This window comes from Ruminobacter amylophilus (genome assembly GCF_900115655.1).
Classification (GTDB): Bacteria; Pseudomonadota; Gammaproteobacteria; order Enterobacterales; family Succinivibrionaceae; genus Ruminobacter; species Ruminobacter amylophilus.
The window spans coordinates 72,807-89,496 of sequence record NZ_FOXF01000003.1; the positions used below are offsets into that span (position 1 = coordinate 72,807).

A 16,690-nucleotide genomic window follows, 5' to 3' on the forward strand; every position below is an offset into this window, starting at 1 on the left:
ATGTCTGTTAGAGACTCATGTTTCTGCGGACTGCCGGTTTTGCAGTATTCTCTGCCGGAGTCTGTGCCGGAGTCTGTGCCGGTGCTGCAACAGGCTGTTCCACCTTTTTGGCTACAGATGCTGCAGGAGTAACTACGGTTGCAGTAGCTGATTTACCTGAAGATGCGGTTTTGCTTTTAACGTTTTCCGCTTTGGCAGCGGCCAGACGTCTGGCTCTTTCCTGTTCAGCCTTTCTCTGCTGAGCCTCAAGCTCCTGTTTCTTCTTTTTGTCCTTTATCAGATTTTCAACGTCTTCACGGATTTTTCTCAGATCCTCAACGGCAAACTTCTGCTTCTCGGCTTCGAGAATGTCTTCGCAGCCTTTCTGTGAATAGCAGGTGTATTCAGCTACGTTTCTGAGAATTCCGTCAGGTGAATATGCAAAAATATTCAGTTCGTAGTACGCATGATCTCCGTTGAGCAGAGGACTGAAACTGAAGGTATATACTCCGAGTCTGTGAATGTAATCCTTTGGCTTGATTTCCGGAATATTTGTCAGAATATATGTTATTTCCTTTTCATCTATGGCCGGAAAAGTCTCCCATGGTTCTCCGAGTTTTGCTTTTACGGCAGATTCGGTATCCTGACCGATGGTGAACTGATTTACTTCTTCCGATGACAGATGCGTGCCGGCACAGCCGGAAAGCAGTAATGAAACAATTGCTGAACACAGCAGTTTGCTTTTAATGTTTATGATCATGAGTTTCCCTTTTTCAATGATTGTGTTGGGTTTTAGATACTTTGTGAAATATGTAGTTAATGCTTTAATTATATTTTTTATGTATATGTTTTTTTATTCAGCATAGCTATTTTATAATAACTATGATCATTTTTGTTGTTTTTTTGTAAAAAACGTTCTGTCAGAATTGTTCTCATATTTGCAGCGTGCAGAACCCGGGCATCGTTACACACCGTTTTACGGCGAATAAGGAACCAGTCCTGAACTGTCCTGGATACATGTCAGTTCTGATATGTTACAATATAGGAACAGAGATCGGCGTGGTGAAAACACCTGTTTTTCGGAGATACGCACGGTGCGTCAATCTGAAAAGAGGTGCGCTGACTTATCTGCAGTCTGAACAGACAGGTTTATAGGAGTACGGATGAATACCATTAAAGAAGTTGTAGAAAAGGAAATTGAACATCTTAAGATTTTTGCCGCACATCTGGATGAGCCTGAATATCAGAAAGCTCTGGATCTGATTCAGGCATGCAAAGGCAAAATAGTGGTTACCGGGGTTGGAAAATCCGGTCACGTGGCTTCTAAAATCGCCGCCACCATGGCAAGTACCGGAACTCCTGCGTTTTTCGTTCATCCGGGAGAGGCCTGTCACGGAGACCTGGGCATGATTCAGCCGAACGATCTGGTGATAGCCATTTCCCATTCAGGTGAAAGCTCTGAAATAATGACAATTCTTCCTATTGTAAAAAGCAGGGGAATAAAGATCATCACCATTACTTCAAAGCCTCAGTCTTCAATGGCTCTTATTTCCGATGTCCATCTCTGCACCTATATTACTGAGGAGGCGGGGAGACTTAATCTTGCCCCGACATCCAGTACCACCACTACAATGGTTTTAGGTGACGGCATCGCCATAGCTCTTGCCGAAAGAAACAATTTCACGCCGATAGATTTCGCGGCAAGTCATCCCGGCGGAGCCCTGGGTAAAAGACTCCTGGTTCATAACAGAAACGTTATGCATACCGGTTCAGAAATTCCGTTTGCAAGACTGGATAACACGCTCGGTGAGGCGATTCTTGAGGTAAGCGAGAAAAAACTCGGCTTTGTAATTGTTCTTGATGCCGAAGACAGACTGTACGGAGTGTTCACCGACGGTGACATCAGAAGAGCGTTTACCAGCGGATTTGATTTCAGAACCGCAAAGGTGAGCGATGTAATCAAGAAGGGCTGTTACACGGTTAAGGAGGATCAGATGGCTTATGATTCTCTGGTTCTTATGGAAGAGAAAAAGGTCACCACCATGGTCGTGGTTGATGGCAACAACAGAGTAGTGGGGGCTTTCAATATTCATGATCTGTTCCAGTCGGGAATCAGAAAGTAGGAATTTAAAGTTCTGTATGTAAATGATGCGGAACAGCCTCTGCAGAATTATTGATTTCCACTTCAGGAGATAAAAGACAGAAACCGGCAAGGATGCATTTGCCGGTTTCTTTTATCTTAGCATTACAGTACAGATGCTGGAATGAGACAGTCTGTACTTAAGCCTACTTCTGCATGACTACTGCAGATAGATTCCGTCCGGATTCACTATCTCCGGAGTGTTTCTGTACTTTGTCAGAACTCCGTCAGCACATACGTTCTTTGAACGGTACTTGTGAAGATTGCCGTAGTCGTTGTTTGTAACGTAAACAGTGAATGTCTGTTCAGGGTAGTTCTTATCGAAATTGATAAAAACCTGCTGTTTTTTCTGTATCACATTTGCCACATGACCACATACCGTCTGATATTCTCCTATGTGGTTTATGGCGTCAGTAGTGGCAATACCTGCCTGTGCTGACGTGCTGAACAGCAATGTTGAGAGAATTATTTTGTTTTTCATGTAAGTTTCCAAAAAAAGAATTAATGTATATTCTTGTAATAATTATTATTAAATTTATGTACGTGAATTCCACGACACGCGGATTATACCACTTTTTTTAAAAAAGTGTGATATCTGTTCATTATTTGATTAAATGAAATAAATAATAGGTACAAAATATATAAAACAGTTTGTTATTTCCGGTTATAGTTCAATTTTATATATTAAAATCATGATTCCGGTGCCTGCCAGGATAACCGTTTATTTTTCCTGCGATGAAGGTGAAATATTCATGAACTCCATGAGTCATGCCATAGCCAATGAATTTGAAAAATAATTATCTTTTTTTTATAAAAATGACTGCGTTTTTTCTGCGAGGATAAATATTACGCAATTGCAGTTTTTTACTTGATTATGGCTGAAATGACCTTATGTTTAAAATGAAGGTTATTTTAGGAGACCATATCATGTCAGATGCAAAAACAAAGCAGAAGGAACTTCTGTGGGATTTTCCTGCTGCCTATAAGAATAAAAGTTACGATGCCGCTGATGTAAGCAGCTTTGCGGAAAAATACAAGACATATCTTGATAGCTGCAAGACAGAAAGGGAATTTGTCAAATATGCCGAACCTTTCCTTAAGGAACACGGTTATGTTCCGTTTGAATCCGCGGCGGAAGAGGTAAGGAACGGCACGAAAACGCTGAAGCAGGGTGACAAGCTGTATTTTGTAAACAGAAAGAAAGCTCTCATCATGTGTACCATCGGTTCCCGTCCTATAAATGACGGTTTGAGAATCACCGTTTCTCACGTCGATTCACCAAGACTTGATCTCAAGCCGTTCCCTGTTTCCGAAGACAGTGACATTGCTTATCTCAAGACTCATTATTACGGCGGTATCAGAAAATATCAGTGGGTTACCATCCCTCTAGCACTGCACGGTGTGGTTGTTAAGAAGGACGGTTCGTCAGTTGAAGTGTCCATAGGTGAAAATCCTCAGGATCCGGTACTCTATATAAGCGATCTGCTGCCTCATCTCGGACAGGAACAGAGTGAACGCAAGCTTAAGGACGGCATAAAGGGCGAAGAGTTAAAGGCCATTGCCGCCACCATTCCTTTTATGGACGATACTGACGAAGTTATTCAGAATGGCGTTAAGCTTAACCTTCTGCATCTTCTTAATGAAAAATACGGCTTTACCGAAAAGGACTTCCTGACTGCAGAGCTTTCTCTTGTTCCTGCATATAATGCAAGGGATGTGGGGCTCGACAGAAGTCTGGTAGGTTCCTACGGACAGGATGACCGTGTATGCGCCTTCGGCGCCTTCATGGCGGAACTTGAAGCTGACAAACCTGAATACACCACACTTACCGTGTTCGCCGACAAGGAAGAAATAGGTTCCTACGGTCCTACAGGTATGAGTTCAGATTTCATGCTGAATTTCATTGAAGATCTTACCGAGGTCATGGGTGGAAATGTAAACAGGGTACTTCGTGCTTCAAATGCTCTGTCAACAGATGTTGATGCTGCCTATGATCCTGTTTTTTCAAGTGTGTACGACAAGCAGAACAGCTGTCAGCTGAACAGAGGATGCGTAATAACCAAGTATACAGGTGCCCGCGGCAAGTCAGGCAGTAACGATGCCAGTGCCGAACTTATGTCCATGGTAACCCGTATCCTTGATGAAAATAACGTAAGCTGGCAGATAGGTGAATTAGGCGCTGTGGATGTCGGCGGTGGCGGAACCGTTGCTCTGTATATCGCCCGTTTTGACATTAATGTAGTGGATGTCGGCGTGCCTATTCTGGCAATGCACTCTCCGTTTGAACTGGCTGCAAAATATGATATTTACAGTCTGTACAGGGCAGTGGCCGCATTCTACAGATAATGAAGATATAAGACAGAGGTCTCTTTATGCCTGACCTCTGTTTTGCAGTCCTTATATACTTATATAATTAAGGAATACGGATCCGGACTTTTGTCCGGATTTTTTTCCTGTATGTCCGGATTTCGGGAATTATCTGTTTTTTGCTCAGCCGGAGGGTGTATACATATATATGTATGACTCCGTATTATGCCGGGGGCTGGTATTTGTCATAAAAGGATTTAGAAAAAACTGTACCGGAAGCTGTTTTTGCTGATTTGTTTTAGTTCAAAAAAGCATAAAACGTGAAGCAGTTTGCATTTTTATCTTGATAAAAATAGCTAATAGTATAAAATGCTTAAGATTTAAGAAGATTTTTGTTATTGAGGCATGTTTTTTTGCCCGGTAACAGGAATTTTATTTCATAAAGTAGTAAAAATAGTAAGTATTCCGGAGGTCATCTTGACTCATTCTGCATTACTAGTGTTGGAAGATGGCACAGTATTCAGGGGTGTTTCATTTGGCGCTAAAGGCTGCGCTGTTGGTGAAGTAGTATTCAATACTTCAATGACTGGATATCAGGAAATTTTAACCGATCCTTCATATTCCAGACAGATTGTAACACTCACATATCCTCATATCGGTAATTATGGTTGTAACGAAGAAGATGAGGAGTCCCCAAAAATTCATCCTCAGGGTTTAGTAATCCGCGATCTTCCTCTGTTAGCTTCTAATTTTAGAAGTCAGTGTTCCCTTTCAGATTATCTTGTTAAGCACAACGTAGTAGGTATCTGCGACATCGATACCCGCAAGCTTACCAGAATTCTTCGTGAAAAGGGCGCTCAGGCCGGCTGCATTTTATCCTGTGATGATCTGAATGAAGAAGAGGCTTTACGTCTTGCTAAGGATTTCCCTGGCTTAAAGGGAATGGATCTGGCCAAGGAAGTTACCTGTGATGCTCCATATGAATGGACTCAGGGTACCTGGTCTTTAGGTAAAGGTCACAAGGAACAGAAAGCCGAAGACCTTCCATATCACGTAGTAGCATACGATTTCGGTGTTAAGAGAAATATTTTAAGAATGCTCGCAGACAGAGGCTGTCGTCTTACTGTTGTTCCTGCAACAACTCCTGCTTCTGAAGTGCTTGCCATGAATCCTGATGGGGTATTCCTTTCAAACGGTCCTGGGGATCCGGAACCTTGTACCTATGCTCAGGAAGCTATCAGAGAAATTCTTGATCATAATATCCCTACATTCGGTATCTGTCTCGGTCACCAGCTCCTCGGCCTTGCCAGCGGTGCAAAGACCATTAAGATGAAGTTCGGTCACCACGGTGCCAACCATCCTGTAAAGGATCTTTCAGACAATACTGTAATGATTTCATCACAGAACCATGGCTTTGCCGTGGACAAGGATACACTTCCATCATGCCTGAAGGTAACTCATGTATCTCTCTTTGATGGCAGTTTACAGGGTATTGAACGTACTGATAAGCCTGCATTCAGCTTCCAGGGACACCCTGAAGCAAGTCCGGGCCCTCATGACGTATCAGGTTTATTCGATCATTTCATAGATTTAATTAAGGCACATCGTCAGGGTAAGTAAATGGCAAAGCGTACAGACATAAAAAGCATCCTTATTTTGGGTGCAGGTCCAATAGTAATCGGTCAGGCCTGCGAATTCGACTACTCAGGTACTCAGGCATGTAAGGCTTTAAGGGAAGAAGGTTACCGCGTAATTCTGGTTAACTCAAACCCTGCCACCATCATGACTGACCCTGAAATGGCTGATGCAACCTATATTGAGCCAATCACCTGGCAGGTTGTTGAAAAGATCATTGAAAAGGAAAGACCTGACGCAATTCTTCCTACCATGGGTGGCCAGACTGCACTTAACTGTGCTCTCGATCTTGAGAACAACGGCGTATTAAAGAAGTACGGCGTTGAAATGATCGGTGCTACCGCTGATGCCATCGACAAGGCGGAAGACCGTGACCGTTTCGACAAGGCCATGAAGAATATCGGTTTAAGCTGTCCTAAGGCCGGTATCGCTCACAGCATGGAAGAAGCCTGGGAAGTACAGAGACAGGTTGGTTTCCCTTGTATCATCAGACCTTCATTCACCATGGGCGGTTCAGGCGGCGGTATCGCTTACAACCCTGATGAATTCGAAGAAATCTGTAACAGAGGACTTGATCTCTCCCCAACTCACGAACTTCTGATCGATGAATCACTCATCGGCTGGAAGGAATACGAAATGGAAGTTGTTCGTGACCGTAACGACAACTGCATTATCGTATGTTCAATCGAAAACTTTGACCCTATGGGCATCCATACCGGTGACTCCATAACTGTTGCTCCTGCTCAGACTCTTACTGATAAGGAATACCAGATTATGCGTAACGCCTCTATGGCTGTTCTGAGAGAAATCGGTGTTGAAACCGGTGGTTCAAACGTTCAGTTCGGTATCAATCCGAAGGACGGCCGCATGGTTATCATCGAAATGAACCCTCGTGTATCACGTTCTTCAGCTCTCGCTTCAAAGGCTACCGGCTTCCCGATCGCAAAGATTGCCGCAAAGCTTGCCGTAGGTTACACCCTTGACGAACTCAAGAACGACATCACTGAAGGCAAGACTCCTGCATCATTCGAACCTTCAATTGACTACGTTGTTACCAAGGTACCTCGTTTCAATTTTGAAAAGTTTGCTCAGGCAAACGATCGTTTAACCACTCAGATGAAGTCCGTTGGTGAAGTTATGGCTATCGGCCGCAACTTCCAGGAATCTCTGCAGAAGGCTCTCCGCGGTCTTGAAATCGGCAAGAGCGGTCTTGATCCGATTGTTAAGCTTGATGACGAAGATGCACGTACCACCATTGAACATGAACTCGAAGATGCCGGTGCGCATCGTATCTGGTACATCGGTGATGCTTTCCGTCTCGGCATGAGCCTTGAAGAAGTTCAGTACCATACTGATATCGATCCATGGTTCCTCGTACAGATTGAAGAACTCATCAAGTACGAAGAAAAGATCAAGGAACTCGGTATTTCCGGTCTTGACGAAGACTTCATGCGTGCAATCAAGCGCAAGGGCTTCTCTGATATCAGAATCGCAAAGCTCGTCGGCACCACTGAAAGAGAAATCAGAAAGTTACGTAACAGATTAGGCGTGCTTCCTGTATTCAAGCGTGTTGATACCTGTGCTGCTGAATTCTCAACCAATACTTCATACATGTATTCATCATACGATGAAGAATCAGAAGTTGCTCCTTCAGACAAGAAGAAGATTATGATTCTCGGCGGCGGTCCTAACAGAATCGGTCAGGGTATCGAATTCGACTACTGCTGTGTACATGCGGCAATGGCTTTACGTCACGACGGTTACGAAACCATCATGGTTAACTGTAACCCTGAAACCGTATCTACCGATTACGACACTTCAGACAGACTTTACTTCGAACCTGTAACTCTCGAAGACGTTCTTGAAATCTGCCGTGTTGAAAATCCTGACGGTGTAATCGTACAGTTCGGCGGTCAGACTCCTCTGAAGCTGGCTCTGTCTCTTGAAAAGGCAGGCGTACCTATCATCGGTACCAGTCCGGATGCCATCGACCGTGCGGAAGACCGTGAACGTTTCCAGCAGTGTGTAAACAGATTACACCTGTTACAGCCAAAGAATGCAACCGTATTCGCTCTTGAAGAAGCTGTAGAAGAAGCCAAGAAGATTACCTATCCTCTGGTTGTACGTCCTTCATACGTACTCGGCGGCCGTGCAATGGAAATCGTATACGATGAAGTTGACCTTCGCCGTTACTTCAAGGAAGCTGTTAAGGTTTCCAATGAATCTCCGGTTCTTCTGGACAAGTTCCTCGACAGCGCAACAGAAGTTGACGTTGACGCAGTATGCGACGGTAAGAACGTTGTTATCGGCGGTATCATGGAACACATTGAACAGTGCGGTATTCACTCAGGTGACTCAAGCTGTTCATTACCTCCATACCAGCTTACTCCTGAAATTCAGGACAAGATTCGTGACCAGGTAAGAAAGCTTGCTCTCGAACTCGGTGTTGTAGGTCTTATGAATACTCAGTTCGCAGTACGTGAAAACGAAGTTTACCTCATCGAAGTAAACCCTCGTGCAGCCCGTACCGTTCCGTTTGTATCAAAGGCTACCGGTGTTCCTTTAGCCAAGATTGCAGCACGTATCATGGTTGGTCAGTCTCTTGAAGAACAGGGCTTAACCAAGGAAGTTATTCCGGCTTACTACTCTGTTAAGGAAGTAGTACTTCCATTCAATAAGTTCCCAGGCGTTGACCCTCTCTTAGGACCTGAAATGAGATCTACCGGTGAAGTTATGGGTATCGGCAGAACCTTCCCGGAAGCGTTCGCCAAGGCTCAGCTCGGTGCAAACTCAAAGATTCAGAGAAACGGTCATGTTCTTCTGTCAGTAAGAAACTCTGATAAGCATCGTCTGCCTGAATTAGGTAAGAGACTTATCAACGAAGGATTTACCATCGATGCAACTCATGGTACTTACCAGGTTCTTTCTGCAGCAGGTATCCCTTGCCGTCAGGTTAAGAAGGTTTACGAAGGCAGACCTAACATTCTGGACTTCATGAAGAGCAATGAATATAACTACATCATCAATACTACTGAAGGCAGAAAGGCTATCGAAGATTCCAAGACTCTCCGTCGCGGTGCTCTTCAGTACAAGGTAACCTATACCACCACCATGAATGCGGCTTTCGCTTCATGCATGGCTAACGATACCAAGGTTGATGAAACTGCTTCTGTTCATTCAATTCAGGAACTTCACGCAGCTTTACATTCAGGACTCAATATCAAGAAGTAACTGATATCTGACAATGAATGGTCCGGGGCTGAGCCCCGGATATGAAGAATCATAATACAGGGCATAAGCCGCATTGCGGTTTATGCCTTTTATGTTTTTACAAGGTAATGCGCGTCCGTGTATTACGGCCGGGGACGGCAAAAATCATTTTTGAATAAGCGTTCTGTTGTGCTAGAATTCTGCACAGAATTTTTTGAGGTGGTCTGTCGGATGAATCCGATATCGGAGTGGTAAATGAAGATTTCTTTTCTGTATGCGGCGGTTGCCGGTGTGTTTTTACTGTCAGTAGCAGGGCAGACTCTGGCTGCGGAAAAAACAGATGGTACCGACAATTACAATTTTGCCGGTCATAAGTTTAATGTTTCCAGCGGTGAATTTGACAACGAAGGCATCTGCTCGGTAGAACTTGATGACATGCATCCGAGGGAATATCAGATTACCGTAGAAACCGTAAGCAGACCTTCTCTTGAAGATTTTTCCCTGACCTTCAATGACATGAAGAAACGCTGTACTTCAGTAACCTTTATTGATAACAGCGGAAACATTTCTTCTGAGCCCAGAGTGACACCTGACGGAGTATACCGCTTTGAAGCAAAATGTTTCAGAGGCAACGGCTATGTCGAGGGATTATACGACACAAATAAAAAATTCTACCGTTATGTTCTCATGTATGACATGACGGATGCCATCATCAAAAAGCTTAACGCTGCCGGTGTTCCGGCTCACATGGACAACGTGCTTGTCAGAACATGTCCTTTCTACAGCAGATAATATGGTGTTTTCAGATATAGAAGCTGTTCAATAAATAGTCTGATTTGTTTTAAATCCGACCTAATATGCACAAATCTCTCATTAAATTCCCTTAATTATGGTTTTATGAAAATCTGTGGGGTATTATATTGAGGGATTTTGTGTAATGTTCTGTGCATTATCGGTTCAGAATTTTTTATATCCGGCTGCAGATGACACTCATGGTGAAAATCATCCATGTTTGCATCCGGAACGGTCAGCACTCTGTATACTGCGATAACAGGGGCTGCTTTTTTATTCCGTCGGAATCACGGCTCCGTCAACCATGCCGTGCGTCATTCTCTGACGGTAAGTCATCATTTTTATCAACAGACATTGCGCATAAGGTAATAATCATTTTTTGTGGAGTGGAAGGCGACAGTAATGTTATTCCGTCTTTACCGTGTTCTGTGTCTGCTGGTTTTTCTTCTGACCTGTGCTGCTAACTGTTATGCCGACACAACGTATGATGCTGATTATAACTATAACCGGCAGCTTCAGTTCCAGAACGAATACGTCCAGAAGGACGGGGGCCTCAATGACGGTGTTTCCGAACAGGTTCTGGAAAAAATAGTCAAATACAAAGTTGAATGCAGCAACAGCAGCGTAAGGGATAATGTGGAGGCATATCTTTCCACTCTCCCTGAACTGCATCGCCGCAGCTTCAATACTCCTCATGTTTCAGTCAGAAAAATTGAAGAGCGCGTCAATGAAGCTTCCAAGGTCTACGGATACTACAGACCGAATGTTAAAATGACGTTCAGATCCAAAAAGAGTGCCGTGCTGGTGGTTTATGTTGATCCCGGCAAGCCGGTATGGGTTAAGAATACCCATGTTCAGATTCTCGGAGAGGCTCTGACGGATCCGGGCTTCATGCGTATTTTCCGCAAAATGACTATTAAGCCGTATACGATTCTTACCCATGACGCCTACGAGAGTCTCAAGGCAAAGATTATTGCCACGGCTCTCATAAGAGGTTATTTTGATGCGCATTTCGTAAAGAATCACGTTTATGCGGATCCTACTGAAAACAGCGCTGATGTCTATCTGATTTTCAACAGCGGCAGAAGATACAGATTCGGAAAGGTTTCCTTTACCGGAGATACCCGGTATGTTCCGGCCATAGAACCACTGGTTCAGATTGAAGAGAGTGACAGGTTCAATACAGACAAACTGTCTTCCGTAAGCAGTCATCTGTATGACACCGGTTATTTTGCCGATGCTGAAGTTCATCCGATTCTTGAGGAAACCGAGGATTATCAGGTACCAATCAACATTCATCTCAAGCGCAAGAAGTTTAACGTGGTGGAAACCAGTCTCGGTTACGCCACAGACGAAGGTGTCAGAGGCAAGGTGAAGTGGAACATGCCGCTGCTTAATGAAAGAGGTGATTCTCTGGTCATGCAGCTTCATGCTTCTGAAGTAAAGCGTGAATTTCTGGTAAGATACAAGATTCCGTTCAGAAATCCGCTTTCCGATTATTTCTTCCTGCAGGCTCAGCAGATTCGTGAAAATCTCAATGATACCCTTGATAACATCACGTCATTTCAGGGCCATTACGTGACCAAGGAGCATGCTCCGTGGTCTGTGGATTACGGGTTTACCGTGCAGTATGAAGACTATTCTCAGGGTATAGAAAATGGAAACACCTGGACCATAGGCCCGAGTCTCAGAGTTAATTTTGCGAGAGCTTTTCCGTACAGGGACGTCCGTTCAGGAGAGAACTATAATTTCAGAATTTTCAGTTCCTCCACCAATTTAGGCGGAGACGTTACCTTCCTGCAGCTCTACAGCTCAGCCAAGTGGCTGCTGAGTCCGACCAGGGATTCCAGATTCATCCTCAGACTGGAGCAGGGGGCAAACATAGGTCCGGACGCCAAATCGGCTCCACCTTCCTACAGGTTCTTTGTCGGCGGTGACAATTCCGTAAGAGGTTTCGGGTACAAGACGGTTTCCGATCGTGACAGAGGCGGCAAGCTTTCAGGCGGTCGCTACATGACGTCAGGAACGGCGGAAATTCAGATTCCGGTTATCGAGGATCTGCGCAACGCATGGTTTATCGATGCCGGACAGGCAACCAATGAATACAAGAGTGAAAATACCGTTATCGGTGTCGGTACCGGTATAAGATATGTAACGCCGATAGGACTTGTCAAGGTGGATCTCGGCTTCGGGGTTTCAGAGAAAAAAGTTCCGTTCCATCTTCATTTCGGTATAGGTCCTGATATTTAGTTTTTGAATTTTTGTCTCAGACAGCGGTTTAATAGTTATGCAGAATCCAGAAGAACCATTGGAAGTCAGAGAAGAAACGGTAGAGAAGAAAGGTGTTTTTGGCAGAATCAGATCTATCGTTTTCAAAGTGATCAAGTGGTCAACGGTAGTGTTTTTTTCACTGCTGATATTTGTTATTCTTACGCTTTTATTCGTACTGTTTACCCATACCGGTTCGGAATTCACATGGAACAGGGTCAAGGGATTTGTGGACGGTATTGACGGTGATCTTACCTACGGTAATCTTGCCAACGGCTTTACCATGGAGAATTTCCGACTGGATATAGAGGACTCCATTCATATTGATGCCGGAAAACTGGAAATCAAGTATTCAGTATGGGATCTGCTGTACGGTCATCTGAATGTCAGATATCTTAAAACTTCAGACATACTGCTGGTGCTCGGCAATAAGCCTGTGGAATTTCCGGGAATAAGTGATATTCTGGAAAAACGTCTTTACGAGAACTATTCCTTTGCCCTTAACGAACAGGGAGACATGGTAAGAATCAGGGAATCGGCAAAAGAACCGGATCCTACCCTGATATACATGCCCGCTCCGGACGTGAATCCTTACGTGGAAGCAGAAGAAGAGGTCGAGGATGACGGGGAAAGATTCGTTCTGGACATGCCCGTGAATCTCAGTGTGAAGAACATCGAGATTGATCGTTTCCTGATGCTTTCAAACATTATTGACGTGGCTGTAAAACGCTGTACCGCGTCAGCTTCAATGAATCACACCGTGCTTAACGTGGATTACCTCAATATTGAATACGGGGATTCCCTGCTTCACGGAGATGATCGTGACGCACTGCTTGCCCGTCGTGCAGGGGGAGAGCAGATTACTTATGAATCTCTGCTGTCCCTTCATCCTGAATATACAGCCGAATCAGCCCGCAGGGATAATGAATCCGCTGAAGAACAGGCAGTAGACAGTCGGACTGAAAACAGCGGGGATGTTTCTGTCTCAGAGACTGAGAGGGTTTTGGAAAAAACGGCTGAAACGGCAGATGTGAAGACAGGTAAAAAGCCTGAAGAAAAGACTCCGGTTCAGGTTTCAGCCGACGTACAGGCATCTTCAGAGACTCCCGCTTCCAAAGACGAACTTCCTCTTAATGATCCTTATGACAGAGATGAGATACATAAGCGCATTGAACCGCTTTATACCGTAATTCTGCCGTTTGACCTTTACGTTGAAAAGGTTACTCTTACAAATTCCAGATATCACATGGATTCATTTGATACCGGTATTTTCAACGGCGGCTTCAAAATGAATTTCGTCGGACCGGATCTCCATGTTGATCATCTTTATTTTGATCATGAGCTGGGACATGCCGAGCTCAATGACAGTGACATGACCTTTAAAGAATACTATCCTATAGAAGCTCATTTAAAAGCGAGTTCAAATAATCCTGACTGGTTCGGTCTGCTTCACAATCACACGCTTGACGCCAATGTGACCGGAGATCTGGCGGATCTCAAAGGCGGAATTCACGCAGTGGGGGCAATTGACGCGGATGTCATTGTCCGCAGCAATGTTCTGGCTCCGACACTTCCTTTCAGTGCCGATATTGATGTCAGACATGCTCTCTGGCCTCTTGATGCCGATGTGATTGAATATTCGGCGGAAAGTCTGAAGCTTCATGCAGACGGCAGCCTGCAGAGTGTGGCTGCCGACATTACCGCATCAGGTATCAGGGCTCTGGATTATCCAGTGCTGGATCTGCACGGAGTTCTGAATACTGATTTCGGATCCGTCGACATAAGCGAATTCAGGGTTAATTCAGACATCGGTGACAGCCTGGATGTTTCAGGAAAGGCCATCTGGAGTGATCAGTATTCATTTGACGGCAAGGTTGATGCCAATGTCGTTGAACTTGCCAGATATCTGCCGGATTATGAAGGCAACGTAAATCTCGGCATAACCTCATACGTGCATTTCCAGAACAGCAATGACTGGGTGGTAAAGGTTTCCAGACTGGATGCCGACGGCAGACTGATGAACTATCCTCTGTCCTTAACCTCCGGCCGTTTTGAGCTGAATTCCTCCCGCAAAGGAATTATTGAAGGCGTACATCTGGCCGTTGGTGATGAAAACACCCTGGATATCAGCGGAAAAATCCAGAAGACGGCGGATCTGCATGTCAGTCTGGACGTGCAGGACATAAGCGTCATCATGCCGGATTATTACGGTCTGATTAATGGTGTCATCAGGATAACCGGCGATTTTGAATCACCAAACATCGATGCAAAGATATATGCCAGCGAGTTTATAGCCGAACATTACCATGTATACAACGCAGCCCTTGAGCTTCAGGCATTTCTGAAGAACATGGTGCTTGCCGACAGTAAACTCAGTCTGTACATGGATGAACTGAGAAAGGGCAAGGACTCATATATAAAGGATTTCAATCTCGATTTTAACGGCGGTGAATCAAAGCATCATCTGCTGATGAAATCAGATACCATCGCAGGTCCCGTAACTCTGGGATTTGACGGCGGTCTCAACAAGGCCAGAGATCTGTATATCGGCAGTGTGAGTGAACTGACCGCCAAAGCAAGGGATGTTGCCGTTAGTCTTGTAAGACCGGTAAATTTCAGAATGAAGCTTGCCCCTGATTTTTCAGCCAGTCTTAACGGTCATGCATGGTCAGTCAATGACGTGCTGATTAACGTATCAGACGGATATTATTCATCAGCAGCTTCAGAAATAAATCTGGAAATTCCGAAGCTTGATCTGATGCGTTTCAAGAAATTCCTTCCGGAAAGCTTCATGATTGACAAGCCGCTGGATATCTTCGTTAAAGCCGGCACGAAGCACAGTCAGCCTTTTGCCTCCTTCAGACTCAGGGAAGACGCCAATGCCCTGTATTACAACAGGGAACGTCTTGATATTGACAGACTGGGACTCAATGCCGAACTGTCAAAGGATAATCTGACTTCCAGCATAAGAATAGATCTCGGCAAACTCGGTTATATCAGTACTGATTTCAATGTAAATCAGCTTTCATCAAAGAAGATTGTCAGCGGAAGTCTGGATATCAGCAATCTCAACCTGATTCTTGCGGAAAAATTCTCCGAAGAGGTAACATCAGCCAACGGTATTCTGTCAGCCAGAGGAACCTATGGAGGAACTCTTGATAATCCTGCCTTCTACGGACAGCTGAAAATAAATGAAATGAATGTGTTCCCTTCAGCCGGTATCGGTATGATTGAGCATATCAACAGCACCATGGACGTGGACGGACGTAAAGCCTCCATAACCTCGTCCTTCAGCTTTAACGACAAATACGGAAAGATTAACGGCAACGTATCCTGGGAAAAAGGACTTGATGCCGTGATAAGAGTTGATACAGAAGAGCTTCCGGTTCAGCTTATGGGTTACGGTAACGCTCTTGTCAAGCTGGATATTACCGGCAAGTTCACCGACAGATACGGCAGTATTGACGGAACGGTTGACATTCCTTCAGCTAAAATCAAGGTCAAGGAACTTCCGGCAAGTTCCGTATCCGCTTCAAGCGACATAACGGAATATTATAAGAACAAAGACGGCATGTATGTCGATAACGAGGAAAACAGCATGCCTTTCCGTATGAATATCAAGGTTAATCTCGGACCCGAAATCAAGGTTAACGCTCTCGGTCTGAAATCATACCTCAAGGGAAGTCTGACCCTGGCTCAGAGACCGAGAAGGTCGATGACTCTCAACGGTAAGATTGAAATGATTGACGGTACATTCCATGCCTACGGTCAGAATCTTCTGATTGAACAGGGCAGAATTCTGTTTGTTGGAGATCCGGCAAGTCCGAACCTGAATATCAGAGCCATCAGAAATCCTCAGTCCATGGAGGATGACAATATCATGGTCGGTATCAAGGTTACCGGTAATGCCAACAGTCCTACGGTTTCCATCTTCTCACGTCCGGAAATGAATCAGAGTGAGGCTCTGTCCTACCTGCTTCGCGGCAAGGGGCTTGACCAGACCAGCGGCAGCAGCGACATGGCTACTCAGCTGCTGCTGGGTGTCGGGCTGATGCAGACCAACAGCATAGTGGGGCGCATGGGAGAGGTTGTAGGTCTCGAGGATGTGTCTCTTGATTCGAAGGGGGAAGGCGATGATACCTCCGTTGAGGTTTCAGCTTACATTCTTCCTAAGGTTCAGGTGGCATACGGTTACGGTATCTACAATGCGGTATCTGAATTCCGCATCAGATATGAAATGTTCCCGAGATTCTATATCGAAGCCCTGAGTTCCATCGAACAGGCGGTTGATGCGGTCTACAAGTTTGATTTTGATTTCTGGAATTCGGATTCGGCTGAAAAGACAGATGCCAGATAATA

At 44.8% G+C, this 16,690-nt stretch carries 9 protein-coding genes; 7 read left to right on the top strand and 2 right to left on the bottom strand.

The annotated features are described in order from the left end of the window. Positions 1 to 7 precede the first annotated feature (7 nt). Entirely contained in the window at positions 8 to 739 is a 732-nt protein-coding gene (locus BMY80_RS01420) for a cell envelope integrity TolA family protein (protein ID WP_093140227.1), read from the bottom strand. A gap of 403 nt (positions 740 to 1,142) precedes the next feature. Here BMY80_RS01420 and BMY80_RS01425 point away from each other — a divergent pair, with 403 nt between their 5' ends. Further along, on the top strand, positions 1,143 to 2,102 hold the full coding sequence (locus BMY80_RS01425; RefSeq protein WP_093140230.1) for a KpsF/GutQ family sugar-phosphate isomerase: 960 nt from the start codon (positions 1,143 to 1,145) through the stop codon (positions 2,100 to 2,102). A gap of 177 nt (positions 2,103 to 2,279) precedes the next feature. Here BMY80_RS01425 and BMY80_RS01430 read toward each other — a convergent pair whose 3' ends face one another. Next, entirely contained in the window at positions 2,280 to 2,600 is a 321-nt protein-coding gene (locus tag BMY80_RS01430; RefSeq protein ID WP_051621670.1) for a hypothetical protein, read from the bottom strand. A gap of 446 nt (positions 2,601 to 3,046) precedes the next feature. On the opposite strand from BMY80_RS01430, the gene BMY80_RS01435 reads away from it, so the two are divergent. From BMY80_RS01435 to BMY80_RS01460, 6 genes are all read left to right on the top strand, one after another. Further along, positions 3,047 to 4,465 (top strand): aminopeptidase, encoded by a 1,419-nt coding sequence (locus tag BMY80_RS01435; protein ID WP_093140233.1) that lies wholly within the window; start codon positions 3,047 to 3,049, stop codon positions 4,463 to 4,465. 438 nt (positions 4,466 to 4,903) lie between these two features. Continuing rightward, entirely contained in the window at positions 4,904 to 6,046 is a 1,143-nt protein-coding gene (gene carA / locus BMY80_RS01440) for a glutamine-hydrolyzing carbamoyl-phosphate synthase small subunit (RefSeq protein WP_031578124.1), read from the top strand. Further along, positions 6,047 to 9,292 carry a carbamoyl-phosphate synthase large subunit gene (gene carB / locus BMY80_RS01445; protein ID WP_093140236.1) on the top strand — a complete coding sequence of 1,082 codons (3,246 nt, stop codon included), beginning with the start codon at positions 6,047 to 6,049 and terminating at the stop codon, positions 9,290 to 9,292. It begins immediately after the preceding gene. Between the two features lie 234 nt (positions 9,293 to 9,526). After that, positions 9,527 to 10,063, top strand: coding sequence for a hypothetical protein (locus tag BMY80_RS01450; protein ID WP_093140238.1), 537 nt, complete (start codon positions 9,527 to 9,529; stop codon positions 10,061 to 10,063). Positions 10,064 to 10,465: 402 nt separating this feature from the next. Then, entirely contained in the window at positions 10,466 to 12,313 is a 1,848-nt protein-coding gene (locus tag BMY80_RS01455; RefSeq protein WP_093140241.1) for an autotransporter assembly complex protein TamA, read from the top strand. Positions 12,314 to 12,350: 37 nt separating this feature from the next. Next, the gene (locus BMY80_RS01460; protein ID WP_093140243.1) at positions 12,351 to 16,688 is read left to right on the top strand and encodes a translocation/assembly module TamB domain-containing protein; all 4,338 of its coding nucleotides are present in this window, start codon (positions 12,351 to 12,353) and stop codon (positions 16,686 to 16,688) included. Positions 16,689 to 16,690 lie beyond the last annotated feature (2 nt).

Bases quoted from the DNA above. Each gene is read 5' to 3' on its own strand.
- BMY80_RS01420 (WP_093140227.1), bottom strand. From the start codon at position 739: ATGATCATAAACATTAAAAGCAAACTGCTGTGTTCAGCAATTGTTTCA.
- BMY80_RS01425 (WP_093140230.1), top strand. From the start codon at position 1,143: ATGAATACCATTAAAGAAGTTGTAGAAAAGGAAATTGAACATCTTAAG.
- BMY80_RS01430 (WP_051621670.1), bottom strand. From the start codon at position 2,600: ATGAAAAACAAAATAATTCTCTCAACATTGCTGTTCAGCACGTCAGCA.
- BMY80_RS01435 (WP_093140233.1), top strand. From the start codon at position 3,047: ATGTCAGATGCAAAAACAAAGCAGAAGGAACTTCTGTGGGATTTTCCT.
- carB (WP_093140236.1), top strand. From the start codon at position 6,047: ATGGCAAAGCGTACAGACATAAAAAGCATCCTTATTTTGGGTGCAGGT.
- BMY80_RS01450 (WP_093140238.1), top strand. From the start codon at position 9,527: ATGAAGATTTCTTTTCTGTATGCGGCGGTTGCCGGTGTGTTTTTACTG.
- BMY80_RS01455 (WP_093140241.1), top strand. From the start codon at position 10,466: ATGTTATTCCGTCTTTACCGTGTTCTGTGTCTGCTGGTTTTTCTTCTG.
- BMY80_RS01460 (WP_093140243.1), top strand. From the start codon at position 12,351: ATGCAGAATCCAGAAGAACCATTGGAAGTCAGAGAAGAAACGGTAGAG.